Below are 24,396 nucleotides of genomic sequence, written 5' to 3' on the forward strand. Positions count from 1 at the left end.
CGCGTCGAGACGCGGGCTTTTCTTTTTTGCCGTCGATTTATTCGGCGAATTCGACCACGACGCCGGGGCGGACCATTTTCGCCAGTTCGGTCGCATCCCAGTTTGTGAGGCGAATACAACCGTGGCTGTTGGTCTTGCCGATCTTGGACGGTTCCGGCGTGCCGTGAATACCGTAGGTGGGCTTCGACAGGGCGATCCAGACCGTACCGACCGGACCATTCGGGCCGGGCGGGATTTGCAGGATCTTGTCGTTCTGGCCCTGCTTGAAGTTGATCTTCGGATTATAGGTATAGCCGGGATTAAGCGCTACGCGCTCCACGGTATGCGTGCCGCTCGGCGAAGGGGTATCCGTGGAGCCAATGGTGGCAGGATAGGCCGCAATCAGATTGCCGTCCTGACCATAAGCAAAGACTTGCTTGATCCCTTTATGCGCGACGATGCGGGCGACCTGGCCCTTCTTCGGCTCACCGGGATTGACGACCTTGATGATGGTGCCTGGCACGGTGAAATCAATGCCGGGGTTCAGTTCCTTCAAATAGGTCTCGTCCATATGAAAGCGTTCGGCCAGCGCTTCCGTGGTCGAGGTGAAGGAGAGTGCGGGCAGCTGCGATTTCGCGGCATAGTCATCCGGAATGGAGGCGACGTAGGGGCCGGCGGCATCGGCGGCGGTGATCGTGTAGTCGACGATCGGCATGCCGCCGGAAGCACGCAGCCTTTCCAGAATATCATCGGAATTGTTCGGATCCAGCTTTTCGCCGGTCATGTCCTGCCACGCGGCAATCGCCTTGTTGACGTTGTCGCCCATCTTGCCGTCGATGACGCCGGGCGAAATGCCTTCGCGATCGAGGAAAGTCTGGAGCGCGACAATCTCCTGGCGCGAGCGGTTGACCGGCGTCGTCACCGGCGTGTGGCGCTCGATCAGATGTTCAGGCTGTGGAACGGCGGCCGTGGTGCTTTCGCCCGGCATCGGCTGTCCAAGTGGTCCGCCTTCGACCGCGCCGGGGGCGGGAACGGAGCCGGTATAGACATCGTCGTCGGAGCCATCGCCGCGATATTCGCGATAGTCGCGTACGCTGCCATTGTCCTGATAGCCGTAGTCGCGCTGCGGTTCCCGGTACTGGCCGTCGTACTGGCCACCGGGGGCAGGCGGATAATAGGTGGTGTCGCGCTGGCGGACTTGCTGCCGCTGCTGATAACCGGAGGGCATTTCGGTGGCCAGCAGATTGCCGTAGCGATCGTAAAATACAGTGCGGCCCATCGTGTCACGGCTGATGACGATATCGCCACGCTCGGGCATGAAGTCGAGAACACGACCATCCGGCGTGACCAGCATGGTCTGCTGTTGGTCGCCATAACGCTGCTGCGCGCCAGCCTGTAGCGGGGCGAAAACCGACGCCAGCGCGACCGTCAGACCTAGAGCTGCGTTAAGAAACTGTTTCACGATTCTGCTATCCCTTGCTTCGTCACCGATAAACACACGCTAATCTTGACCCTATTGTGAAAAAGGTGAATTCGCGGTTAATGCAATCTTAATTTCCGTCACGGTTAGTAGCGTTTCCGTGATCCATGCGTTTTTACTGCCACAGGGAGGTTGTCTTGCGTTCGTTTCAGGCTGGCAGATCGCCACGCATTTTCCTCGACGAAACCTCCGTTTTCGATATTGGCTCCTGTGTCGTCGACGGCATCGACATCGCGCCCGGCCGCGCCATTCCCGACGATGGCGATGCACGCATCGACCACTCACTGGAAGGTTTTCTGTTCACCTGCGGTCCCGATCACATCCGCCATCCCGAGCCGATCCATGGCGACGGTGAGGGACGTCGATATCCGCTGCATGGATCCTTTTCCTCGCATCCGGCGACGGTCATTGCGTTCGATGTTCATGAGTCCAATGCACTAGCGCGCGTCGAGGTTCCCGTGAAGCTTGCCGATGGCGGCACTGCGCTTCTAGAACGGACATGGCGAATCGACGGGGAAAGCGGCGAAGTCAGCCTCGATGATAAGATCGTCAACACCTCGGCGCGGCCCATCCCGGTGTTTCTGATGTATCATATGAATGTCGGCGCGCGCCTTTTCGACGATGCCGTGCGGCTTGAAGGCGCGATGTTGGATGGTGGCGGCCACGGCTGGCGTTTCGGCGAAGAGCCGGGCACCGTTTTCTGCGTTCCCGCCGGTGATGACGAGTGGGCGTCGCTCGCGCTCGGACCGATTGCGGCCATCGGCGGGAAGACGCTGACCGTGCGTTTTCGCACGGAAACGCTGCCCTATCTGCAGATGTGGCGCAACCAGCAGGCGCCGGCCAATGTGCTCGGCATCGAGCCGGTTTCGCATCGCTGGGTGGGGCGGAGCGAGCTTGAGGCTTCCGGCGAGTTCAATATTCTCCAGCCGGGCGAAAGCCGTTCCTTCGGCCTGCGCTTTTCCATCCTCTGAACTGTAGCGAATGACGGTGCGCCATCATTGACGCACAGGGTTTGACCGCTTACATCGGATGCGGATTTCAAGGGTGACAGCCAGCGGCGCGGGCGCCGGTTTCAGCGGAGGCATGACATGGATATCAGGCGCATAGACGACGACTATTCGGTAACGGGACAGATCAGCGTCGCCGATCTGGATGAGGTCAAGGCGCTCGGCTTCAAGTCGATCGTCTGCCACCGCCCTGACGGCGAAGAAGAGGGCCAGCCGCTCTTTGCCGATATTGCCGAGCGCGCAGAGCAGCTCGGTATTACCATCATGCACGTCCCGGTCGGCCGCTATGGCGTCGATGCCGATGCCGTTGCCGGCATGGTGGATGCACTCGATGAATTGCAGCGCCCGATGCTCGGCTATTGCCGTTCCGGCGCGCGGTCCACGGCGATCTACGAAAAGACCCACCATCTGCGCGGCTGATTTTCCGCGCATCTTCGATTTTTAATGCCAATCAACAGGAGTTCTCCATGACCATCAAGCGTATCGAGCCGGGCAAGCGCATGAGCGGCGCCGTCGTTCACGGCAACACCGTTTATCTGGCCGGCCAGGTTGGTGAAGGCACCAGCGTGACGGAACAGAGCAAGTCGGCTCTCGCTGAAGTCGATCGCCTGCTGGCCGCTGCCGGTTCCGACAAGTCGAAGATCCTGCAGACCATCATCTATCTCTCCGACATGTCCACCTTCGGCGAAATGAATGCCGTCTGGGAAGGCTGGATCGATCCGGCAAATCCGCCGGCCCGCGCGACAAGCGAAGCAGCGCTGGCAACGCCGGACTACAAGGTTGAATTCATCGTGACCGCTGCTCTCTGAGCAATGGTTTGATTTTTTAAGAAAAGGCCGGGATGCGGAATGCATCCCGGCTTTTTTTGATGGAAAATTCGAAGTGCCTGTTTCGTCGTCCTCGGCACAGGCCTGAGCACGACGGTGGAGAGGCGATTGTCCCAGGTTTTTGAATCGCTTGCGCCCTTCACCTCAAAAGCTAAGAAAACGCCTTCTTAAACTGCTTCAACGTCGTCACCCGCTCTGGAAACCACAGCCGGGCCAGATCGCTGGCCGAGGCGAGATCGATTCCATCCGGGTCGATGGAGGTGATCTTCCAGCGGCCGGTTTTTGCGCCAGCTAGAACGGCGAGCCGAGCTGCTTCGCCCTTGACGGCGTTAAGGCGGGTCGCTTCGCTTTCCGCCGCCGCCATCAGTTCCTCTGCGCCTGATAGATCGGTGCGCAGATCGGCGGGGATAATATTGCTGGCGTTGCGGGCCGGGCCGCCATTGATCTGCACGCCTTCCGTCCGCAGCCGGTAAAGCCTCGTGTCGGGAAGGGAGAGATAAAGTTTCGCTTTGGGGTAACGGGCAATGTAGCGCGCGATGGCGAGCGGTACTTCATCCGGGCTGATTTGTTCCGCCTTGCCCACCAGTGTCAGGCGCGGCAGCGTCAGCGCGTCACCCTTGCCGAAGGGGGCGAGTGTCAGCGAGATGCGCGCGTCCGTCTCCATGTTACGGGCGTGCAGCGTCAGCCCCGCTGCAAAGAAGAACGGTGTGCCATCGGGCTCGATGCCGATATTGGTGGCGGTCGTATATGGATAACCGCTGACGGGATCGAGGGTCGCAAGTGCTGCGGTGCGGGAAGTGTGTAACACATCCCGGGCCACGCGCACAGCCTCGAAAGGCGCGCCGGCGGAGGGCTCGATCTTTGTACCGCGTGGGGTGATGACGGGAGGGGCAACGTCCGGCATGTTTTATCCTGAGTTAGTGTATGCTGAGAGAAGCGTAAAACCTCTCCACGTCATGCTCGGGCCTGTCCCGAGCATCTGCAACCCATCGATTTAACACGACGTGTTTGGATCCTCGGGACAAGCCCGAGGATGACGTCCAGCGAGCGTCAGGATTTACACCATGCCGGAGGCATGTCCATGCGTCATGTCAGCTTTTTGTCCTAATCTGCGTCAGGGTACGCGTCGGCGTGATGGCTTCGGCATCCAGTTTCACCTCGATGATGGCCGGCTTGCCGCTCGCACGCGCCCGCTCGAAGGCAGCGGCGAAGTCTTGCGTTCTTTCCACGGTTTCGCCGTGTCCGCCATATGCTTTGGCAAAGGCGTTGAAATCCGGATTGACGAGATCGGTGCCGCTCACACGGCCGGGATATTCCCGCTCCTGATGCATGCGGATCGTGCCGTAGGTGCCATTATTGACTAGCACGGTGATGATCGGCAGACCGTAACGCACAGCGGTGATGAATTCCTGTCCATGCATCATGAAGCAGCCGTCACCGGCAAAGCAGATCACCTCGCGCTCGGGGAACAGATGCTTGGCCGCGACCGCCGCCGGCAGGCCGTAACCCATGGAACCTGATGTCGGGGCCGATTGCGTGTTGAAGCGGCGGAAGCGGTGGAAGCGGTGGACCCAGGTAGCATAGTTGCCCGCGCCATTGGTGAAGATCGCGTCCTCTGGCACATTGGCCTCGATCCAGTCCATGATTGGACCCATCTGCACAGCGCCGGGGCCGGTCTGCGGTGGGGTAGACCAGCTGAGATAAGCTGCATGCATGGCGGCGGTGCGATCCGCCCATTCGGCGCTGCCGGAAAGTGCGATGGAGGATAGGGCGGCGATAAAATCATCCGGTGCAGCGCAGATCGCGAGATCGGGGCGGTAAACGCGGCCAAGCTCTTCGGCTTCCGGATAGATATGGACGAGTTTCTGCGACGGGTAGGGGATATCGAGCAGCGTATAACCGGATGAGGGCATTTCGGAAAGGCGGCCGCCGAGGAGGATCACAAGGTCCGATTCCTTGATCTCCTTTGCCAGCGCCGGGTTGATGCCGATGCCGACATCGCCGGCATAGGAAGGGCTCAGGTGATCGAACAGCATCTGGCGGCGGAAGGAACAGCCGACAGGCAGCTTGTTCTGTTCCGCGAAAATTCTGAAGTTCGTCACGCTCTCCTCGGACCAACGGGTGCCGCCGACAATGAAGATGGGCCGCTTTGCCTCGCCGAGCATTTTTGCGAAGGTCGTTATCTGCGACGGGCCCGGGTGCGCTTCAACGGGCGTGTACGGCTTTGCGTCGGGTGCTTCGACCTCTTCCACCAGCATGTCTTCAGGCAGCGTCAGAACCACCGGGCCGGGGCGGCCGGACGTGGCGACGGCAAAGGCGCGGGTGACGAATTCGGGGATGCGGCGGGCATCGTCGATCTCGCCTACCCATTTTGCGAATTCGGTAAAGGCGCGGCGATATTCTACTTCCTGAAAGGCTTCGCGCTCGCGCGCTTCGCGCTGCACCTGACCGATGAACAGGATCATCGGAATGGAATCCTGCCGTGCGATGTGCAGGCCGGCCGAGGCGTTGGTTGCACCCGGGCCGCGCGTCACCATGCAGATGCCGGGTTCGCCCGTCAGCCGCCCCCAGGTGTCGGCCATCATGGCGGCGCCACCTTCCTGGCGGCAGACCACGGTTTCAATGCCGCTTTCATAGAGCGCGTCCAGCACCGCCAGATAGCTTTCGCCCGGAACGCAGGACACGCGGGAGACACCGTTGGCCTTCAGCGCTTCGACGATCAATTGCCCGCCTGTTCTTTTCATGGCGTCGTGGTCCTTTCGATGTTTTCCAGTTCGGCCAGCACCTGCGCCTGATGTTCGCCGAGCTTCGGGCTCGGGCGTTCGTAACGCAGCGGCGTCTGTGACATGATAATCGGTGTCCGCACTCCGGGGATGACAGTGCCATCCTGAGCCTCGAGATCAACACGCAGGCCGCGTGCCTGAACCTGTGGGTCGGCGAACATTTCCTCGATGGAATTGATTGGCCCGGCTGGCACCGCATTCTGTTCGCAAGCCGTCAGAAGATCGCGCTTCTGCCATTTCAGCGTTTCGGTGGAAATGATCTGCCGGACCTCGACCTTGTGCGCCACGCGGGCTTTGTTTGTCGCGTAACGCTCGTCATCGGCAATCGCGCCAATGCCGAGAATATTGCAGAGGCGGCGGAACTGGCCGTCATTGCCGACCGCGAGGATCAGGAAGCCATCGGCCGTTGGCACCACCTCATAGGGCGAAATATTCGGATGGGCGTTGCCGAGCCTGACGGGTGGCGTGCCGGAAATGAGGTAATTCATATTCTGGTTGGCGAGCACGGCCGACTGCACGTCCAGAAGCGCCATGTCGATATGCTGGCCTTCACCTGACCGCATGGCGTGGATGAGGGCGGCCTGAATGGCTGTCACGGAATAGATACCGGTGAAGATATCGGCAACCGCCACGCCAGCCTTCATCGGCTGGCCATCCGGTTCGCCAGTGATCGACATGAAGCCCGACATGCCCTGCACGATGTAATCATATCCGGCGAAATCGGCATAGGGACCGGTCTGGCCGAAACCGGTGATGGAGCAATAGATCAGCTTCGGATTGAGAACCCTCAGGCTCTCGTAATCGAGGCCATATTTGTCAAGCCCGCCGCGCTTGAAGTTTTCGATGACGACATCGGCGGTGCGCACGAGGCGGCGCACCAGTGCGCAGCCTTCGGGTGTCTTGAGATCGGCAACGATGGAGCGTTTGCCGCGATTGGTGGCGTGGTAATAGGCGGCAGACAGGTTTTCTCCGTCGGCACCTTCAACGAAGGGCGGGCCCCATGCGCGGGTATCGTCGCCGCCTTCGGGGTTTTCCACCTTGATGACGTCTGCGCCCATATCGGCCAGCATCTGCCCCGCCCAGGGACCGGCCAGAACGCGCGCCAGCTCGATGACGCGAATGCCTGATAGCGGCGGTTTCCTGTTCGGCATGTCGGTCATCTGTCCCCCGGGATTTTCTGCTTGCCGGTTTATAGACCGCTGCCTGCCGCGCCGCATGTGATTTTATCTCATGGGCTTATTCCGTTTCGGCAAAGAGGTTTTCAGTCACCCACGACGCGGCCGCACCAGGCGGCGAAATCCGCCGCCACCGCCTGCCAGCCGATCTCGTTCAGCGTCTCGTGCCGCATGCCCTTGTAGATGGTGTGCTCGACATGGCTGAAACCTGCCTCCCGAAACCGCTCCGCCAGCCACACAATTTCCCTGCCGTCATTGGTCGCGGCGTCCTGATCGCCGCTGACCAGCAACAGCGGCAGCGTTTTCGGCAGGCGCGCGATGAGGTTTGGGCCACGATAGGAGAGTGCGAAGACATCCTGCCAGAGGGAAACGCTCGCCTCGAACTGGCAGAGTGGATCTTCCACATAGGCGTCCACCGCTGCCTTGTCGTGGCTCAGCCAGTCCGCATGGGTGCGCTTTTCCGGCATTTTCGCGTTCCAGGCGCGGAAGGTGGCTTGAGGCAGGATGGCGCTCGGCACATCCGAGCCCTTGAACATCTTTTCAAGCCGCAGCACCGCCTGCGCGAGGCGGCCCATGACGCCGGGATTGAGATTGGAATTCCAGATCGACAGACCATCGAAGGCATCAGGATGACTGACGGCGGTGTTGAGCGCAACAAGGCCGCCCATGGAATGGCCGAACAGGATGACCGGCAGGCCGGGATGTCTTTCGCCGACCATCCGCCGCATCGCCATGACATCGGCCACGACCTTGTCCGCGCCATCCTTCCAGGCAAAGCGGCCGAGAGGCGCATCCGCCGCTCTCGTGCGACCGTGGCCACGATGGTCATGGGCATAGACCTCGAAACCCTGCTGCGCCATGACCTCGGCAAAACGGCGGTAGCGTCCGACATGTTCAACGAGGCCGTGGCAGATCATCAGCACGCCGCGGGCGGAAGCGAGGGCGGAAGGCTGATGACGGAAGGCGATGGATGCGCCGGAGGGGGCTTCCAGCCTCTCAATCCGGCTGAAGGCGAAGTTATCCGTCGTCTCATTCATCGTCATACCCGTCGTGTCATCACTGAGCTTGTCATAATCATGGGGTCATAATCGTGCCAGAGGTTGCCCCAAGGTCCTATTTACCCTACATAGCGGCAAATTTCCCGATACGTACTCTTAAAAATCCGATGTGGAGCATTCGCTACAATGGCACGTCAATTCATCTATCACATGGCTGGGCTGAACAAGTCCTATGGCGCGAAGAAGGTTCTGGAGAACGTTCATCTCTCCTTCTACCCTGATGCCAAGATCGGTATCCTTGGCCCGAACGGTGCCGGTAAGTCGACCGTCCTCAAGATCATGGCCGGCCTGGACAAGGAATATACCGGTGAAGCCTGGCTCGCCGAAGGTGCAACGCTTGGCTATCTCGAGCAGGAGCCGAAGCTCGACGAAAACAAGACCGTGATGCAAAACGTCATGGAAGGCGTGGCGAGCAAGACGGCGATCGTCGACCGCTACAACGAATTGATGATGAATTATTCCGACGAAACGGCGGATGAGGGCGCAAAGCTTCAGGACATCATCGACAGCCAGAACCTGTGGGACCTCGAAAACCAGGTTGAAATGGCCATGGACGCGCTGCGTTGCCCGCCCGGCGATTCGCCCGTGACCGGCCTTTCGGGTGGTGAGCGCCGCCGCGTGGCTCTGTGCCGCCTGCTGCTGTCGCAGCCGGACCTGTTGCTGCTCGACGAACCGACCAACCATCTGGATGCCGAAACCATTGCCTGGCTCGAAAAGCACCTGCGCGACTATCCCGGCGCCGTGATGATGATCACCCACGACCGTTACTTCCTCGACAACGTCACGGGCTGGATTCTTGAGCTCGACCGTGGTCGCGGCATTCCTTACGAAGGCAACTACTCCGCCTACCTGCAGGCGAAAGCCAAGCGCATGCAGCAGGAAGCCCGCGAAGATGCCTCGCGTCAGAAGGCCATCAGCCGTGAACAGGAATGGATCGCATCCAGCCCCAAGGCCCGCCAGACGAAGTCCAAGGCACGTATCAAAGCCTATGACGAGCTGGTGGAAGCAGCGGAAAACCGCCGTCCCGGCGATGCGCAGATCGTTATCCCGGTTGCCGAGCGTCTCGGCCGTGTGGTGATCGAGGCCGAGAACCTCACCAAGTCCTATGGCGATCGCGTGCTGATCGAGAACCTGTCTTTCAAACTGCCTCCGGGCGGTATTGTGGGCGTCATCGGCCCGAACGGCGCCGGTAAGACGACGCTGTTCAAGATGATCACCGGTCAGGAAAAGCCTGATAGCGGTTCTGTAACCGTTGGTGACACCGTTCAGCTCGGCTATGTCGACCAGAGCCGTGACGCGCTGGCGGGTGACAAGACCGTGTGGGAAGAAATCTCCGGCGGCAACGACATCATCAAGCTCGGCAAGTTCGAAGTGAACTCGCGCGCTTATTGCGGCGCCTTCAACTTCAAGGGCGGCGATCAGCAGCAGAAGGTCGGCAACCTTTCAGGTGGTCAGCGCAACCGCGTGCACCTTGCCAAGATGCTGAAGGCCGGCGGCAACGTGCTGCTACTCGACGAACCGACCAACGACCTTGATACGGAAACGCTGGCAGCGCTTGAAGAAGCTCTGGAAGCCTTCGCCGGCTGCGCCGTTATCATCAGCCACGACCGCATGTTCCTCGACCGTCTGGCCACGCACATCCTCGCATTTGAAGGTGACAGCCACGTTGAATGGTTCGAAGGCAACTTCGAAGACTATGAAAAGGACAAGGTCCGCCGCCTTGGCCCGGAAAGCATCAAGCCAGGCCGGGTGAGCTACAAGCGCCTGACACGGTGATCCTGTCAAAATTTCTTCATGAAGGCCCGCCTACAGCGGGCCTTCGGATTTATGAGGACGTTCCGAACGCTCTCTGACGTCATCCTTGGACTTGTCCCAAGGATCTAAGCACGCCACCAAAATCGCTGTGTTGGCAGATCCTCGGGACAGGCCCGAGGATGACGGCAGAGTGTTCGGAGACGTTCGTCTTACGGCTGACAGCAAAGCGCTTTTTCCAATAAGAGATAGTCTTGTAGGGCGTAGGTACCACTTTGCGCTTGCATCTCGCGCCACATCGACATAAAGATATCTTTATATCTTGATTAGTATGTGAGGCGCGACAGAGTGGCGTTCGGTCTGGACAAATTGGTGGATCTCTTGAAGGCGGCGGGTGAACCGACGCGCTTCCGATTGCTGGCGCTTCTTTCTGCCGGCGATCTGACGGTCACTGACCTTACCGAAATTCTTGGCCAGTCTCAGCCGCGTATTTCCCGTCACCTCAAGCTATTGACGGAAGAGGGGCTGATCGAGCGGTATCAGGAAGGCGCATGGGCTTATTTCCGCCTGCGGCAGGATGGTGAGCCCGCCATTGTCATCCGGCAGCTGCTTAGCGCCGCATCGTCCTCGGACGCCGTTCTTCTGCGTGACAGCGAGCGTCTTGCCACCGTCAAGCGGGTGCGCGCGGAGCGGGCGCAGGATTATTTCAGCCGCAACGCATCCGCATGGGACGAGCTGCGCCGTCTGCATGTCAGCGACGAGGCCGTGGAAGGCGCGCTGCTGAAGCTCGTGGGCACAACGCCGATCGATTCGCTTCTTGATCTGGGCACCGGCACTGGCCGCATCCTCCAGCTTCTGAGCGGTATCTATCGCCGCGCGATCGGTGTGGATGCCAGCCGCGACATGCTGTCGGTGGCGCGCGCCAATCTCGATAAGGCGGGCGTGGTGAATGCATCCGTTCGCCATGGCGACATTCTGAACCTGCCGCTTGAGGGACAGGATTTCGATCTGATCGTCATCCATCAGGTTCTGCATTTTCTCGACCAGCCGGAAATCGCGCTGTCTGAGGCCGCGCGCATGCTGCGTCCCGGTGGGCGGCTGATCGTCATCGATCTTGCGCCGCATTCCTTCGAATATCTGCGCGATGAACACGCGCATGTGCGGCTCGGCTTCTCGCATCCGCTGATGGAGGAATGGTTGAAGAAGGCCGGGCTTTCATTGGAGCGCGCCGTCGATCTTCATTCTGAAAAGGCGTCCGACGAAGCTTTGGACGTGACTATATGGGTTGCCCGCGACCAGCGGCTGCTGATGGCAGACGATGTGTTGCAAGAGGCGGTTTTACTTCGCTCCGGGAGGGCATGATATGTTGAGGTCAGAAACCGCACGCCGTGACGGCGACATCCGGTTGTCTTTCGAATTTTTCCCGCCCAAGAACGCCGAGATGGAAACCCAGCTCTGGGAAACGGTTGCCGAGCTGAAGAAGTGGAACCCGGATTTCGTCTCCGTCACCTATGGCGCGGGTGGCTCCACCAAGGCGCCGACGCTGGATGCTGTGCGCCGCATGATCGGTGACAGCCATCTGCCGACCGCTGCCCATCTGACTTGCGTCGATGCCAGCCGTGATGACGTACATCAGGTCGTGGACGAGTTTCGCAATGCCGGCGTTCGCCATTTCGTGGCACTGCGCGGCGATCCCTCCACCGGCATCGGCACAGTCTACCAGCCGCATCCGGAAGGGTATGAGAACGCCGCCGCTCTGGTAAAGGGGCTGCGTGAAATTGCCGATTTCGAGATTTCCGTTTCGGCCTATCCGGAAAAACATCCGGAAAGCGCAAGCGAGGCTGTCGATATCGACATGTTGAAGCGCAAGGCCGATAATGGTGCGACCCGGGCGCTGACACAGTTCTTCTTCGATAATGACGTGTTCGAACGTTACATGGAACGGGTCACGGCGGCGGGCATCACCATTCCGGTGGTTCCGGGCATTATGCCGATCCAGAATCTCACCCAGCTCAAGCGTTTCGCCGGCCGTTGTGGCACGAGCATTCCCTGTTTCCTGGATGAGCGTTTTGAAGGCTATGACGAGGATCTGGAAGGTCGCGCCCGCGTGGCAGCAGAGGTTGCCGCCGAGCAGATAGCCGATCTTCAGCGGCGCGGTGTGAACGAATTCCACCTCTATACCATGAACCGCGCCCCGCTGGTCGACGCGGTACTTGAGAACCTCGGGCTGGAGCGTTTGCGCCGCAGCGCCGCCTGATTTCCGGCAGTGGATTACCGACATGAAAAAAGCGCAGGTCCCTTAAGGCCCTGCGCTTTTTAAATTCGTGTCATCTACGGTTCTTAACTGCGTTTGGTCTTCACGTCTCGTCAGATGAACAGCATCATCGCTACGAACAAAAACGCCAAACCGACTGCCAAGGCATTGAGAGATTTTGTAAGTCCCATGGGTGCCTCCTGTTGTTGACAGGTTCGATAATATGACCGTTTTGTGGCAGTTGAAAAGCGGTTTTTGTGATGCGGTGCAGCACAGCTCGGCACGCTGTGAAAAAGCGGTTTCTGTAATTCATTGAAAATAAAAGATTATTTATCCATCACGCAGTGCTTCATAAGTTTAAAAAAAGTAAATGACCGGGGTGTTATCCCCAGTCATCAGGTCGAGATTAACGATTTCTGCCTTGATTCCGGCCGACAGATTAAGGGCCGGAGAGCGCCGTTAAGAGGTGTTAAAGCGCCTGCAAAAGAGCAGCCGTCGGCCAGCCATCCGCGGGCAGTCCGAGGAGCTGCTGTTCCTTCTGGATGGCGACGCGGGTGCCGGAACCGAGAATGCCATCCACCTTGCCGACATCGTGTCCGCGCGCTTCGAGCTTGGTCTGCAGCTGCTTCATGGTCGCATCATCGAAGCCGGGATCCGGGTTGCCCTTCTCGTAGACGGGCGCGCCCATCAGACGGTTGGCGAAATAGGCAGCCGAGGTCGTGTAGATGAACGACTGGTTCCATTCCAGATAGATGTTGAAGTTCGGGTAGGTGAGGAAGGTTGGTCCCTTGCGACCCTGCGGCATAATGAGCGCGGCGGGCAGGGCGGCAAAGTTCCGGTTGCCGTCGCGCGGGGTGACGCCAAGCGCGAACCATTCGCCGGCCGTCAACGGGCCACCAAGGCCGGATTTTTCCCAGGGCAGATTTTCCGGCAGTGAAACTTCCTGAATCCAGGGTTCGCCCTTCTTGAAACCGAGATGCTGGATGAATTTCGCCGCGGTCAGGATGGCGTCCGGCGCGCTGCTCTTGACGTTGATATGACCGTCGCCATCACCGTCGACACCGAAAGCGATGATGTCCTTGGGCAGCATCTGTACCTGGCCGATTTCGCCGGCCCATGCACCCGTATTGGTGGCGGGGTCGAGATCGCCGTGCTGGACCATTTCGATCAGCGCCAGCAGCTGCGGGCGGAAGAGTTCCGGGCGGCGGCAATCATGAGACAGGGTCACCAGCGCGTTGCGGGTGTTGAAATCACCCTGGACGGCGCCGAAATCGGTCTCCATGGCCCAGAAGGCGGCGATGACGCCGGCCGGCACGCCATATTCACTTTCGGCGCGCGCGAAGGTCGAGGAGAGCTCCTGCAGCTTCCTGCGGCCGATATCGAGGCGCGCTTGGCTGACGGTGCGCTGGGAGAATTCCAGGAAGGTCTGGCGGAAGACGCCCTGGGCGCGGTCACGCGAGAGCACTTTCGGGTCGATCTGTGCGCCAGCAAGCGCCTTCTGGATTGCGTCGGCCGGGACGCCCTTGGCGAGCGCATCTGCTTTCACGCCCTCGAGAAACGCGCCGAGATCACCGCCGCAGGCAACCTGCTTGGGATCGTCAGGCGAGGCGACGGGCGGCGTCGCGAGTGCGGAGCCAGTGGAAAGAAGCGACAAAGCGGCGGCAAAAACGATGCTGCGCGACCGGAAGGTGGGCATGGGGAATTTCCTCGATAGGTTGTCGGCCCGCTTTACCCATATGTTTGCGACAAAAAAACGGACCGAACGATCTGACGTTGCAGAACAACGCCGATTTTTCGAAAGTGTTGCTTCTTGGCCGTGTTATTTGGCGGAAGCAATCCATTTCCGCCAGTTTTTCTCACTTCCGGCGAAGACATTGATGTCTGTGGGACCGTTTACGCCGGGCACGACGCCGGTTGCGGTATATTGCCAAAAGGCCCATTTCCGGTCTTCGTAAATCTTGGCCGGATGGGCGGCAACGGAACGCACCCAGAAATGGTAGTCCTTGAATTGGCCGACGAGATTGTCACGGTGGAAATCGACCGAGGTATAGATGATCGGGCGCTTGCCATAATGGGCCTCGAGGCGGTCGAGGAAGCGCTGCATTTCGGCGCGCACGATACCCGGGGCAGGGCGGGTCTTGCAGGTGGGGGAGGAAGGATTCCACTCCACGTCGAGAACCGGCGGCAGGGTGACGGCTTCTTTCGGCACGTTGCTGATGAACCAGTCGGCCTGAGCGTCCGCCGTCGAACAGAAATAATAGAAGTGGTAAGGCGCATGCAGAATATTCGCCGAGGCCGCGCTGCGCCAATGGTCGCCGAATTTCGGATCGATGCGGTCCGACCCTTCGGTCGCCTTGATGAAGACGAAGGAAACGCCCGACTTGCGAACGGTTTGCCAGTCGACATCGCCATTCCATTTGGACACGTCGATACCGTGTACCTCATGGCGGTGCGGGTTGTTGATGCCGAAATCCTGTGGGTCGGTATCGGAGAATTTCGGTTTGGAAACGGATGCGGTTTCCAGCAGGTCGTAACTGGTGGACGTGCAGCCGCTGATCAACAGCAAAGCCGACAATAGTGCCGAAAAACGCAGCCGCATTGGAACCCTGATGATTATTGTTGCCCATCCCGCGGCCGCAAAACGGCGCGCCGTATCTCCCGATTTACCCATAACATGGTAAACAAATCGATATGGCAAGGGGGAGCGTGTTTTTTGCACCTCGCAAGCCGCTGGATTTCAAGCGATTTGCGGTTTTAATGCGGAGCTTCGGCCTGGAGGAGGCCTTGAAGTGGGTGCCACATGCTATTGGCTCGGTTTCGCAATCCGCCGGGAATCAGGCGTCGGCCAATATGCGGTGAACCTTCGGCTGCTGTGCTTCGGCAACCGGAAGCGTGATGACAGCCCGCCATGCATAACCCCGGGCGATTTCCTCGAAGACGAGATTGCCGTCGAAACGGCCGGCCATATTGGCGAGGACGTAACGGAGATTAGCGCGGGGCGTCACGTGAAAGCGGGTGAGCCAGGCCTGCAGAAGGGTGCGGAACCACTTCGGCAATTGCTCCTGCTGGCCGAAATCGACGATATGCAGCGAGCCGCCGGGTTTCAGGGCCGTGAGTGCCTGTTCGATCGCCTTTTCCCAGTCCGGTATCATCGACAGCGCATAGGGGATCATGACGCGGTCGAAACCGTCGGGATGGCCGAATTCCGACGCACGGAAGGCGGTGGCATCGGCGACACGCAGAATGGGGCGTTCGGCTTTGCCGGCAAAATTCTCGGATGCGGTCAGCAGCATTTCGGCCGAGATATCGAGACCGAAGAGCTTCGCATCCGGGAACCGACGGCTGGCGAGCAGCAGGTTGCGGCCGGTGCCGCAGCCGATTTCAAGCAGCGTGCCACCCTTCGGCACATCAAGGCCGGAAATGGTCCGGTCACGGCCGAGAAGGTAATATTTGCGGGTGATATCGTAGATATGCCGCTGGTGGCGATACATGCGGTCCATCAGGGTTGCATGTGCGCTGTCTGCAAGGCCCACATTCTCGCCGACGGTTTTCATGCCATAGCCCTCTGGTAGATATGGAAACCGCCGTAGATGGCGGAGCGGTCCATGGCGTTGAGCTCGTTGGAGCGCTCTTCGAGATAGACCCACTGATTGCGGATGTCAGGCGAAAGCCGGCCTTCGATCACGCTCTTTTCCGCCGCCGTGCGGAAGATGACACGCGCGCCGGGTGCGGCGGTGCGGCTGATCTGAGACCACAATTCGTTGAGCTGCACATCCGTCATCCAGTCCTGCGCGTCGAGCAGGATATAGCGGTCGACACCACTTGCCGGCTTGCGGGAGAGAAGCTCGGTATAGGTGGCGTGATGGACGGCGACGCGGGCGGTGTTGTTACGGATCGTCTCGTAATATTCCGGTTTGAGATAGGCGGGCAGGGCACCCTCGTGCGGCTCGGGATAACGGCGCGCGAAGGCCTGCCAGGCGAAATAATTGTCACGCAGCGGAAAGTTGCAGGCGAGCTTTTCCAGCCTCTCCCTCAGCACCGAGGCAACCGTACCGTCGCTGGAAAGGCTTGCCAGCTCGTCATATTGGCGCGGCGGAATGCCGAGACCGAAAAGCGAGCTTTTGCGCTTCGTCAGCCAGCGCACGACGGGCTTGTCGAACAGCGGCGCGACCTTGCTGTCGAAGAACTGGCGCTGTTCGTCCAGCGTGCGAGTCTTGGCCATTTCGGTGAGCTTCACGCCGTGCAGCCGGGCCATGAGGTGGCCGGCGCCGATGAAGCGGCCGAGCAGGCCGGTACGATAAATGTTCCTGTCGAACACCGAAATGCGGCGGCGGCCGGAAAGGGTGCGCTTCGACCAGTATGCCTTGGTCGTGGCATCCAGATGCTCGGCGATGAAACGGTCATAACCGACGCTGTTGCTGCGAGTGCCGGCGCGGCCGAATTGACGCACTACATCCTGATAGGCGGGCAGATGGCTGAAGGCGGCGAGCTTCAGCTTGTTCAGTGCGATGTGGTGCGGGTTGAGGTCCACCACATCGATGCTGGCCGGATTGCGCGAGAGATAAGCCAGCATGTTGCAGCCACCGGAGCCGATGGTGACGATGCGGTGACCTTCGCCAAGCTCCATCGCTTCCATGTCGATCTCGGGGTCTTCCCAGATCTGCGGATAGACGAGGCCGGAAAAGAGGACGCCGAAGAACCGCTCGGACAGGCCGCTTTTGGAGAGTGCCTTGTGCTGGAGCAATGCGGACTTCAGTTTTGTGTTTTTGCTGAAGCCGGTCTTGGGTGCCGCACTCGTCATATGTTCACCTCTCAGTCGATTGAGAGGCGTCTACAGCCGTGACGCTACAGTTTGATGACACGGACTGGCGACGTTCAATGTTTCGATTGCATTGAGCAACGGCCTCAAAACAATACTCCACGGCGCAGACGCGCCATGGTTGGGTGCAGAGTTAAGCCCAGCGTGATGGAGGGTGGTTTTTCAATTCTGGCGCGAGGCCGGAATGCTGCTTGGAAGCACTCGGCGGTCTTGCAGCTATTTCCGCAGAACGTGCAGCATGCCCTTGCGTTTTGCGTCGTAATAATAGCCGCGCGCATAAAGACGGACTGCATTGTCGCGGTTGTTATCGGCGACAAGCCATGCGCCGCGCAAGTATTTCACGGCATATTTGAGGTTCGTTTCCGCATCGAACAGGCCGGAGGCCGGGCCATCGAAGCCCATGGAACGGGCCGTGGCGTGCTTGATCTGCATCAGGCCGAAATGGCCGCCATTATAGGCGCCAGGATTGTATTTGCTTTCGCGCTGCACCACACGGTGAACCAGATCTTCCGGCACATCATACATGGTCGCGTATTTGGTAATAAGGCCGCTCAGCTTTTCGCGTCCCGCGGGTGCGGGTCTCAGCGGTGCCGTCAATGATTCGTTCTGGCGGATGGCGGCAAGAGCAGCATTGGTCGGGCCAGCGGCATAAGCGAGAACCGTGCTGTCCGGTTTCGGCAGCGGAATGACTTTGCGTTCCGCCGTCAACTCGGTGCCGATGGAGGGCGAGCCGGGTGGTGGCGGTGCGGCCGGGAAGCTGCCCTTGACCGCTGCCACCTGCGGCAGATCGGCGGCGGTATTATGCATGGCCGGTTTTACCGCCGCATTTGCCGTTTCAATGGCTGCTACCGCCGGCGTGGCGTGTGTCGGTGCAAGCGCCGCGGCTGTGGTCGGTGCGGCTGTCGTTGCTGCGGCTCCAGCCACCTCGGTCGCCTGCATCTGCGCGGCAATGGCGGCGGCGGCTGCAATTTCAGAGGCAGGCGGCAGCGCCACGCGTCCGCCCTTGACGGCGACGGCAGTGGGAAGTGTTGCTGCTTGAGAAGAGGATGCGGCTTCGGTGGCCTGAACTGCCGATGCAGCCGGTGTGGCGCCAGCCACGGCTTCAGCCGTTGCGGGCTGCGGGGATGTTTGGCCCGGGGCGGTGGGGGTGACCGCTGCAATTTTCGGCCCGTTCGGCCCTTCTTTCGCGGCGTACTCAACGCTGGTGCATGCGCTCAATGCCAGTGCCAGACCCACGGTGGAAGACAGAAGAAGTGCACTTCTTCCGCGGAATTTGCCCGAATTTCGCATGTTGCCGCCTTCGTTATGCCTGTCTCTCGATACCCCCGCGTCAAGCGAAGCAGGCAGTGTCCCGTCGCGCTTTCATTAACCTATTGTAAGGAAAGCGGCAAGCGGGGACGTGGCACCCCTGCTTTCAGGCAGATTTTCAGGCGGCGATCCGCCTGTATCCGGCACTGACGGCACGGCCGGAAATGAAGTGGGTTCGGTATTTCGGCCGGATTTTTTTATCGCCGGACATGCGGCGTACCAGCGCAAGCGTCGGGGCGGCGAACGTGGCCTGCGCAGCCAGAATCACACATGCCAGAACCAGGATAGCGGCCTGCGCCATGGCGAAAGTTTCAACCGCATTGCCCGATGTGGAAACGAATTGCGGCAGCAGCGCCAGGAAGAAAGCGAAATAGCGCGGGCGCAAGGCGGCAATGGCGTAACAATCTCGGAAGATGCCGCTCCAGGATTTACCCGGCAGATTGTCATTGTCGGCATTGGCCGCCTGGGCGGCAGGCGTAGCGAAAGTCCATAACAGGAAGAGCATCAGCCAGCCGATACCTGCCCATTGCACGATTTCGACGAAGGGTTGCGGGACATAGACGAGACCGGCTACCGGAATGGCGGAAATCGTCATGGCCGTGACGATGCCAAGCGCGCCGCCGCCAACGGAGGCGAAGACCGTCTTCCTGCCGCGAATGGCGGCATAGGAGGCGACAGAGAATACAAGGGGAGAGGGAAGTGCGAACACAATGGCACATGCTGCACAGAAAATCAGCCACGCCTGTCCGGACATTCTCTTCCTCCTTGCCCTCCCTGTCGCAGTCTTATTTTAGACTATCGTAAAATCAGGCCGCTGTGAACGGCTGACCGACGTGTTCCATCACTTCGGTAAACCATTTTGCAGAGAGGTCGAAATGCTTCCCGCCCTTGATACGCGGAAACTCGATGGTCCGCAATTTGCCATTCTGGTCTTCGTCATGGCCGGTGACGCCGGAGACCTTGTTGAGGGCGCTTTCAACGGCGAGATCGACCATGCCCTGGATGAGGCGCAGGTCATCACCATTGGCCGGAGCGGAGCGGGCGAAATAGCCTGATTTCTGCACCATGGAGCGTTCCGCGCCGATGAGGCTGGCAAACTGCTTCTGGAACCAGCCGCCGACATTGATGGTGTCGATCTTGACGTGACCGAAGGCGTCACGCTTGACGGCTTCGCCGGAGGCTTCACGTTCGGCAACGATCGAATCAAGGCCGGCGCCTTCCGAAACGAACAGCGTCACATAGCCGTGTCTGTCCATGATTTCCTTGAGGCGCTCGGCTTCCGCTTCGATGTCGAAGGCCATTTCCGGCAGGTATATGCCGTCTATGTTCTTCATCTGCGAGTTCATCATCAGGCCTTCGACATAGTCGTTGCGGCTGGTCTTCTGAATATAGGCACGGGCGGTGGCGGCCGTCAGCCAGCCGCAATGGCGGCCCATGACTTCATGGATAACGAAGGTTTTCGGGGCCGCGCTCTGCTCGTTGCTGACATTGTCGAAGAAGGCGGCGCCGACTTCCGCGGCCGTCCAGGCGCCGAGCGACTGCTTGATCGGCACGACGTCGTTATCCACCGTCTTTGGCAGGCCGACGACGGTGAGGTTGTAGCCGTTGGCGCCGAGATAGGCTGCAAGGTCCGCAGCCGTCGTGTTGGTGTCGTCGCCACCGATGGTGTGGAGAATGGTGATGCCGTCAGCCGCCAGCCGTTCGGCGGCGACGCGCAACGGATTGTCGCCTTCCTTGACGAGGCCGCGCTTGGCGCAATCGGCGGCATTGGTGAGCTTGACGCGGCTGTTGCCGATCGGCGAGCCGCCGTAACGGTGCAGCAGATGCGCCTTTTCACGCATATCCTTCGTGATCTCTATACGGTCGCCCAGAAGCACGCCCTGATAACCGGAGCGGTAAGCGATGATATCGATTTCAGGCGCGATGTCGCTGTAGCGTTCGATCAGGCCACCCACGGCCGAAGAGAGACAGGGCGCAAGGCCACCCGCGGTCAGCATTGCGACTTTCTGTTTGGCCATCATGGCTCTCCTTTTTGCATAAACTCAAAGACATCTCTGGCAAATGGATGCGACAGCCGCGTGTAGGTGTAAAGTGAATTTATCAAGAAAAACTCCGATTTCTCGCGGTTTTTCAGCGGCTTGACGAAACCAGTCGAATATAATCGTTTCAATCCGTATTCGCGCGGTCGCACGGACGCCTTGGCCTGCCACGCCTGTGGAAAACCACGTCTGCGGCTTACGTCGCGCACTTGTTCCTGAAGCAAAACTGTCGCAAAGATGAATAAAAGTTAATGCCATCGGGCTGCCCGGTGTATTGCATTCGCGGCAATATCCCGTCATGCTTGCCAGCATGATGTTTGATTTCGCCTGTCTGCAAATTTCATCCCTGTGGGAACGGCTGCTCGGCGCAATCGGCGACGCGGCAGGCAATGCGCTCGGGCGCGTTGTCGAAGCCATCCGCACCCTGTTCGAGGGCGACCCGGAAACCCGCCGCAAGGTATCCTTTTCCGTGGCCATCATCGCACTTTCCGCCAAGATGGCGAAGGCTGACGGCGTGGTCAACGATGCCGAGGTTCGCGCCTTCCGGCAGATTTTCGATTTTCCGGAAGAAGAAGCTAAGAACGTTGCCCGTCTTTATAATCTCGCGCGTCAGGACGTTGCCGGTTACGAGGCCTATGCGGAGCGGCTCGCGGGTCTTTGCGGTTCCGGGCACGACAATTGCGAGATGCTGGAAAGCGTCATCGACGGTCTGTTCCACATTGCCAAGGCCGATGGGCTGATCCACGAGCGGGAACTGGCCTTCCTCGGCCGTATCGCAGAGATCTTCCGTATCACCGAAGATCATTTCGAAACGATCATGGCGCGGCATGTGCATATGGACGGGCGCGATCCGTACCGCGTGCTCGGTGTTTCGCCGTCCGACGACTTCCTGGATATACGCAAGCGTTACCGTTCACTGGTCGCCGAGCATCATCCGGACAAGCTCATCGCCCGCGGCGTTCCCATGGAATTGCATGCGGCCGCGAATGAGCGTATGGCGGCTCTCAACGCCGCTTATGCGGCCATCGAGAAAGAACGCCGCGTCGCATGAATGAATGTCTGCCGGAATTTACCCCGGATTTCGGGGGCGCGACTGTTGCGCCTTCGCCTAACCATGGCGAAAGGCTGGGCGTTGCTGGCCCCAATATTATTCTTCTCCACTATACCGGCATGACGACGGCTGACGGCGCGCTTTCGTGGCTCTGTAACCCCGAAAGCCAGGTGTCCAGCCATTATTTCGTTTTTGAGGATGGACGCGTCATCCAGCTCGTGCCGGAAACCCGCCGTGCGTGGCATGCGGGGAAAAGCTTCTGGGCAGGGGATGAAGACATCAATTCCCGCTCCATCGGCATTGAAATCGCCAATAAGGGCCATCCCGGCGGCCTGCCAGAGTTTCCCAAAGCGCAGGTGGCAGCCGTCATCGAATTGTGTCGCGATTGCGGCCAGCGCTGGTCAATCGCCCCTGAAAGAGTGCTTGCCCATTCGGATGTCGCGCCGATCCGCAAGGTCGATCCGGGTGAAAAATTCCCGTGGGACATCCTGTCGCAACACGATGTCGGCCACTGGGTGGAGCCCGCGCCGATCCGCGGCGGACGCTTTTTCCAGCGCGGCGACCACGGTCAGCCCGTGGAGGCGCTGCAGTCGATGCTGTCCATTTACGGATATGGCGTTGAAATAACTGGTGCTTATTGCGAGAAAACCGAAGGTGCCGTGGCCGCCTTCCAGCGGCATTTCCGCCCCGCGCTGGTGGATGGCATCGCAGATTTTTCCACCATTGACACGCTTCACCGGTTGATTGCCAGCCTGTCGAAATTTTCGGCCGCCTAAACGCTAATTCTGGAAAATGGTTCCCCGTTTCCCGACTGTTTAAGTCGCTTTTTTTGATGTGCCACAGTTAATCCGCATTGAGGAAGTTTAAGAACAGCACTGGATGCGGTGCCGTTCTTCAGGGGAACCAGCCGTCAATATCAATCAAGGAGACTGGACTGCGGAGGTTGCAATCGACTTTCTGCGCGCTGGACATTTGTATCGTTTCATTGTTCCGGTTATCCGATCTGGAGACTTTTTCTACATATGAACAGAGTTTTTGTTGCTGTCGCAGCGGGCGTTGCTATGCTCGTTTCGCAGGCGGGGATTGCTTTTGCCAAAGACGAGGACGTCAAGACCAAGATCGTGACGCTGGGGACCTTCTTCCGCAAGCCCGGTTATCCCATTCCGGAGAAAAGCCTGCCTTCCGCTCTCAAGAACGGCTATTCCGATCTGATCGTCAAATATGCCAAGCGTTACGGCGTTCCCACCAATCTGGCGCATGCCGTGGTTTCGGTGGAAAGCAAGTTCAATCCCAAGGCTCGTGGTAGCGCCGGCGAGGTCGGGCTGATGCAGATCAAGCCGGCGACGGCGCGGATGATGGGCTATCGCGGCACGACCAAGGCGCTCTACGATCCCGAGACCAATATTCGCTGGGGAATGCAATATCTGGCGACGGCGCATCAGCTTGGCGGCGGCGAAGTTTGCAGCACCATCCTGCGTTACAATGCCGGGCACGGTGCCACCCGCATGAATCCGGTGTCCAAGCGCTATTGCGGCAAGGTGCAGGCGCTGCTGGCGAGCTGACGCCGGCATCGATCGTCTGCGACATTGCGAAAAGCGATTCCGGTTCGGGCGCACATGCTGTAGTCAGAAGCAAAGCTGATACGGAGCATGACATGCCGGATTTCAAATATATCGTTGTCGGGGCCGGGATGATGGGAGCGGCTGCGGCGCGGCATCTCTCAGTGCAAACGGATGGCGTGGTGCTGATCGGGCCGGGTGAACCCGCGGATCGCAAGACACATCAGGGTGTGTTTTCAAGCCATTACGATGAGGCGCGCATCACCCGCGGGTTTGACGGTGATCTCGTCTGGGCGGAACTCGCGCAGCGCTCCATCCGGCGTTATGCCGAGATCGAGGCAAAAAGCGGCATCCCGTTCTTCACCGAAGCGGGCTGCTTGTTTACCGGCAACGGCAGGGGGCTTGCGGGAGACTACGTAACGCGGGCGCTTTCCTCGGCAGATCGTCTCGGTCTTGAGGTGGAAACGTGCGGCAATGCTGCGTTGGCCGATCGCTTTCCAATGTTCTCGCTGCCTGCCGATCACGGCGGTTATTTCGAAGCCAGCAAGGCCGGCCACATCAATCCGCGGGCGCTGGTGAAGGCGCAATGCGCCATTGCCGAAGCGCAGGGTGCTCGACTTCTGCGCGAGACCGCCGCGCATATCCGCGATACCTCCCATGGCGTCGAGGTCATGACGCGGGAGGGTGCCACCTATACGGCAGAAAAGGTCATCGTCGCGGCGGGTGGTTTTACCAACATGGCGGCGCTTTTGCCGTCATCGGTCGATATGGCGGCAACCGGCCGCACAATCGTGTTCTTCGAGCTTGATGAGGCGCGTCAGACGTTGTTCGGGGCGATGCCCTCGACAATCGTGCTGGCGGAAACCGAGGACGAGATCGTCTACATCCTGCCGCCGGTGCGATATCCCGATGGCAAGGTCTATCTGAAGATCGGTGGCGAAAGCGAAAAGGGCAGGCTTGAAACGCTTGCTCAAGCGGTGGACTGGTTCCACTCGGACGGCGCGCCTGACGAGGTGGATTTCCTGAAGAAAAAAGCCTTGTCGCTGATGCCGGAGCTTGCCGGCTCCCCGGTCACCTCGGGATCCTGTGTCGCCTCGATCACCCGCACCGGTTATCCCTATATCGGCTATACGCAACCTTCCAATATCGCCGTTCTGACCGGCGGCAATTTCGTTTCCGCCAAGTCTTCGGACGAGATCGGGCGACTGGGCGCACAGCTGCTGCTCAATGGTCAGCTCATGGAAGATGAATTTGCCGCCGAAATGTCGCCTGTTTTTGTCTGACAATCCCATGGGAAGCAGCTAA

General features: G+C 59.5%; 22 protein-coding genes. 10 read left to right on the forward strand and 12 right to left on the reverse strand.

The window, feature by feature from the left end; genetic code table 11:
* Positions 1–37: 37 nt before the first annotated feature.
* The gene (locus ACFVTJ_RS02200) at positions 38–1,441 is read right to left on the reverse strand and encodes a L,D-transpeptidase family protein (protein WP_386904254.1); all 1,404 of its coding nucleotides are present in this window, start codon (positions 1,439–1,441) and stop codon (positions 38–40) included.
* 155 nt (positions 1,442–1,596) lie between these two features.
* Here ACFVTJ_RS02200 and ACFVTJ_RS02205 point away from each other — a divergent pair, with 155 nt between their 5' ends.
* The 3 genes from ACFVTJ_RS02205 to ACFVTJ_RS02215 all read left to right on the forward strand — a co-directional run bounded on the left by ACFVTJ_RS02205 (position 1,597) and on the right by ACFVTJ_RS02215 (position 3,275).
* Positions 1,597–2,430, forward strand: coding sequence for an aldose 1-epimerase family protein (locus tag ACFVTJ_RS02205; RefSeq protein ID WP_386904256.1), 834 nt, complete (start codon positions 1,597–1,599; stop codon positions 2,428–2,430).
* Between the two features lie 117 nt (positions 2,431–2,547).
* Positions 2,548–2,886, forward strand: a complete 339-nt coding sequence (locus ACFVTJ_RS02210) for a TIGR01244 family sulfur transferase (RefSeq protein WP_386904258.1) — start codon at positions 2,548–2,550, stop codon at positions 2,884–2,886.
* 47 nt (positions 2,887–2,933) lie between these two features.
* Positions 2,934–3,275, forward strand: coding sequence for a RidA family protein (locus ACFVTJ_RS02215; protein WP_004442838.1), 342 nt, complete (start codon positions 2,934–2,936; stop codon positions 3,273–3,275).
* A gap of 169 nt (positions 3,276–3,444) precedes the next feature.
* Here ACFVTJ_RS02215 and ACFVTJ_RS02220 read toward each other — a convergent pair whose 3' ends face one another.
* The 4 genes from ACFVTJ_RS02220 to ACFVTJ_RS02235 all read right to left on the reverse strand — a co-directional run bounded on the left by ACFVTJ_RS02220 (position 3,445) and on the right by ACFVTJ_RS02235 (position 8,288).
* Complete coding sequence (locus ACFVTJ_RS02220) at positions 3,445–4,197, reverse strand: HugZ family protein (protein WP_386904261.1); 753 nt, start codon at positions 4,195–4,197, stop codon at positions 3,445–3,447.
* Between the two features lie 187 nt (positions 4,198–4,384).
* A complete protein-coding gene (locus tag ACFVTJ_RS02225) occupies positions 4,385–6,037 on the reverse strand; it encodes a thiamine pyrophosphate-binding protein (protein ID WP_386904263.1) in 1,653 nt (550 codons plus the stop codon).
* The gene (locus ACFVTJ_RS02230; protein ID WP_386904265.1) at positions 6,034–7,236 is read right to left on the reverse strand and encodes a CaiB/BaiF CoA transferase family protein; all 1,203 of its coding nucleotides are present in this window, start codon (positions 7,234–7,236) and stop codon (positions 6,034–6,036) included. Before ACFVTJ_RS02230 ends, ACFVTJ_RS02225 begins: the two co-directional genes overlap by 4 nt.
* Before the next feature lie 101 nt (positions 7,237–7,337).
* Positions 7,338–8,288, reverse strand: a complete 951-nt coding sequence (locus ACFVTJ_RS02235) for an alpha/beta fold hydrolase (RefSeq protein WP_386904267.1) — start codon at positions 8,286–8,288, stop codon at positions 7,338–7,340.
* A gap of 147 nt (positions 8,289–8,435) precedes the next feature.
* Between ACFVTJ_RS02235 and ettA the strand changes: the two genes are divergently transcribed.
* From ettA to metF, 3 genes are all read left to right on the forward strand, one after another.
* Positions 8,436–10,085: an energy-dependent translational throttle protein EttA gene (ettA, locus tag ACFVTJ_RS02240; protein WP_386904269.1), complete on the forward strand. Its 1,650-nt coding sequence runs from the start codon at positions 8,436–8,438 to the stop codon at positions 10,083–10,085.
* Between the two features lie 324 nt (positions 10,086–10,409).
* Positions 10,410–11,423 (forward strand): ArsR/SmtB family transcription factor, encoded by a 1,014-nt coding sequence (locus tag ACFVTJ_RS02245; protein WP_386904271.1) that lies wholly within the window; start codon positions 10,410–10,412, stop codon positions 11,421–11,423.
* 1 nt (position 11,424) lies between these two features.
* The gene (gene metF, locus ACFVTJ_RS02250; RefSeq protein ID WP_386904273.1) at positions 11,425–12,318 is read left to right on the forward strand and encodes a methylenetetrahydrofolate reductase [NAD(P)H]; all 894 of its coding nucleotides are present in this window, start codon (positions 11,425–11,427) and stop codon (positions 12,316–12,318) included.
* A gap of 466 nt (positions 12,319–12,784) precedes the next feature.
* On the opposite strand, the gene ACFVTJ_RS02255 is transcribed toward metF, so the two are convergent.
* From ACFVTJ_RS02255 to ACFVTJ_RS02285, 7 genes are all read right to left on the reverse strand, one after another.
* Positions 12,785–14,011 carry a lytic murein transglycosylase gene (locus ACFVTJ_RS02255; RefSeq protein WP_386904275.1) on the reverse strand — a complete coding sequence of 409 codons (1,227 nt, stop codon included), beginning with the start codon at positions 14,009–14,011 and terminating at the stop codon, positions 12,785–12,787.
* Positions 14,012–14,134: 123 nt separating this feature from the next.
* Positions 14,135–14,914 carry a GH25 family lysozyme gene (locus ACFVTJ_RS02260; RefSeq protein ID WP_386904277.1) on the reverse strand — a complete coding sequence of 260 codons (780 nt, stop codon included), beginning with the start codon at positions 14,912–14,914 and terminating at the stop codon, positions 14,135–14,137.
* A 235-nt stretch (positions 14,915–15,149) separates the two neighbouring features.
* Positions 15,150–15,869, reverse strand: a complete 720-nt coding sequence (locus ACFVTJ_RS02265) for a class I SAM-dependent methyltransferase (protein ID WP_386904279.1) — start codon at positions 15,867–15,869, stop codon at positions 15,150–15,152.
* Positions 15,866–17,116, reverse strand: coding sequence for a DUF3419 family protein (locus tag ACFVTJ_RS02270; protein WP_386904281.1), 1,251 nt, complete (start codon positions 17,114–17,116; stop codon positions 15,866–15,868). The genes ACFVTJ_RS02265 and ACFVTJ_RS02270 overlap by 4 nt, the downstream gene beginning before the upstream one ends.
* Positions 17,117–17,350: 234 nt before the next feature.
* The gene (locus ACFVTJ_RS02275; RefSeq protein WP_386904283.1) at positions 17,351–18,424 is read right to left on the reverse strand and encodes a transglycosylase SLT domain-containing protein; all 1,074 of its coding nucleotides are present in this window, start codon (positions 18,422–18,424) and stop codon (positions 17,351–17,353) included.
* Between the two features lie 136 nt (positions 18,425–18,560).
* The gene (locus ACFVTJ_RS02280; protein WP_386904285.1) at positions 18,561–19,196 is read right to left on the reverse strand and encodes a LysE family translocator; all 636 of its coding nucleotides are present in this window, start codon (positions 19,194–19,196) and stop codon (positions 18,561–18,563) included.
* 52 nt (positions 19,197–19,248) lie between these two features.
* Positions 19,249–20,460, reverse strand: a complete 1,212-nt coding sequence (locus ACFVTJ_RS02285) for a pyrophosphate--fructose-6-phosphate 1-phosphotransferase (protein ID WP_386904287.1) — start codon at positions 20,458–20,460, stop codon at positions 19,249–19,251.
* A 331-nt stretch (positions 20,461–20,791) separates the two neighbouring features.
* Here ACFVTJ_RS02285 and ACFVTJ_RS02290 point away from each other — a divergent pair, with 331 nt between their 5' ends.
* The 4 genes from ACFVTJ_RS02290 to ACFVTJ_RS02305 all read left to right on the forward strand — a co-directional run bounded on the left by ACFVTJ_RS02290 (position 20,792) and on the right by ACFVTJ_RS02305 (position 24,374).
* Positions 20,792–21,532, forward strand: coding sequence for a DnaJ family molecular chaperone (locus ACFVTJ_RS02290; RefSeq protein ID WP_186376822.1), 741 nt, complete (start codon positions 20,792–20,794; stop codon positions 21,530–21,532).
* The gene (locus ACFVTJ_RS02295) at positions 21,529–22,308 is read left to right on the forward strand and encodes an N-acetylmuramoyl-L-alanine amidase (protein WP_386904289.1); all 780 of its coding nucleotides are present in this window, start codon (positions 21,529–21,531) and stop codon (positions 22,306–22,308) included. The genes ACFVTJ_RS02290 and ACFVTJ_RS02295 overlap by 4 nt, the downstream gene beginning before the upstream one ends.
* 246 nt (positions 22,309–22,554) lie before the next feature.
* Positions 22,555–23,094, forward strand: coding sequence for a lytic transglycosylase domain-containing protein (locus tag ACFVTJ_RS02300; RefSeq protein ID WP_386904291.1), 540 nt, complete (start codon positions 22,555–22,557; stop codon positions 23,092–23,094).
* A gap of 92 nt (positions 23,095–23,186) precedes the next feature.
* Complete coding sequence (locus ACFVTJ_RS02305; RefSeq protein WP_386904293.1) at positions 23,187–24,374, forward strand: FAD-dependent oxidoreductase; 1,188 nt, start codon at positions 23,187–23,189, stop codon at positions 24,372–24,374.
* Positions 24,375–24,396: the final 22 nt, after the last annotated feature.

This window comes from Agrobacterium sp. NPDC058088, assembly GCF_042885035.1.
Taxonomy (GTDB): Bacteria; Pseudomonadota; Alphaproteobacteria; order Rhizobiales; family Rhizobiaceae; genus Agrobacterium.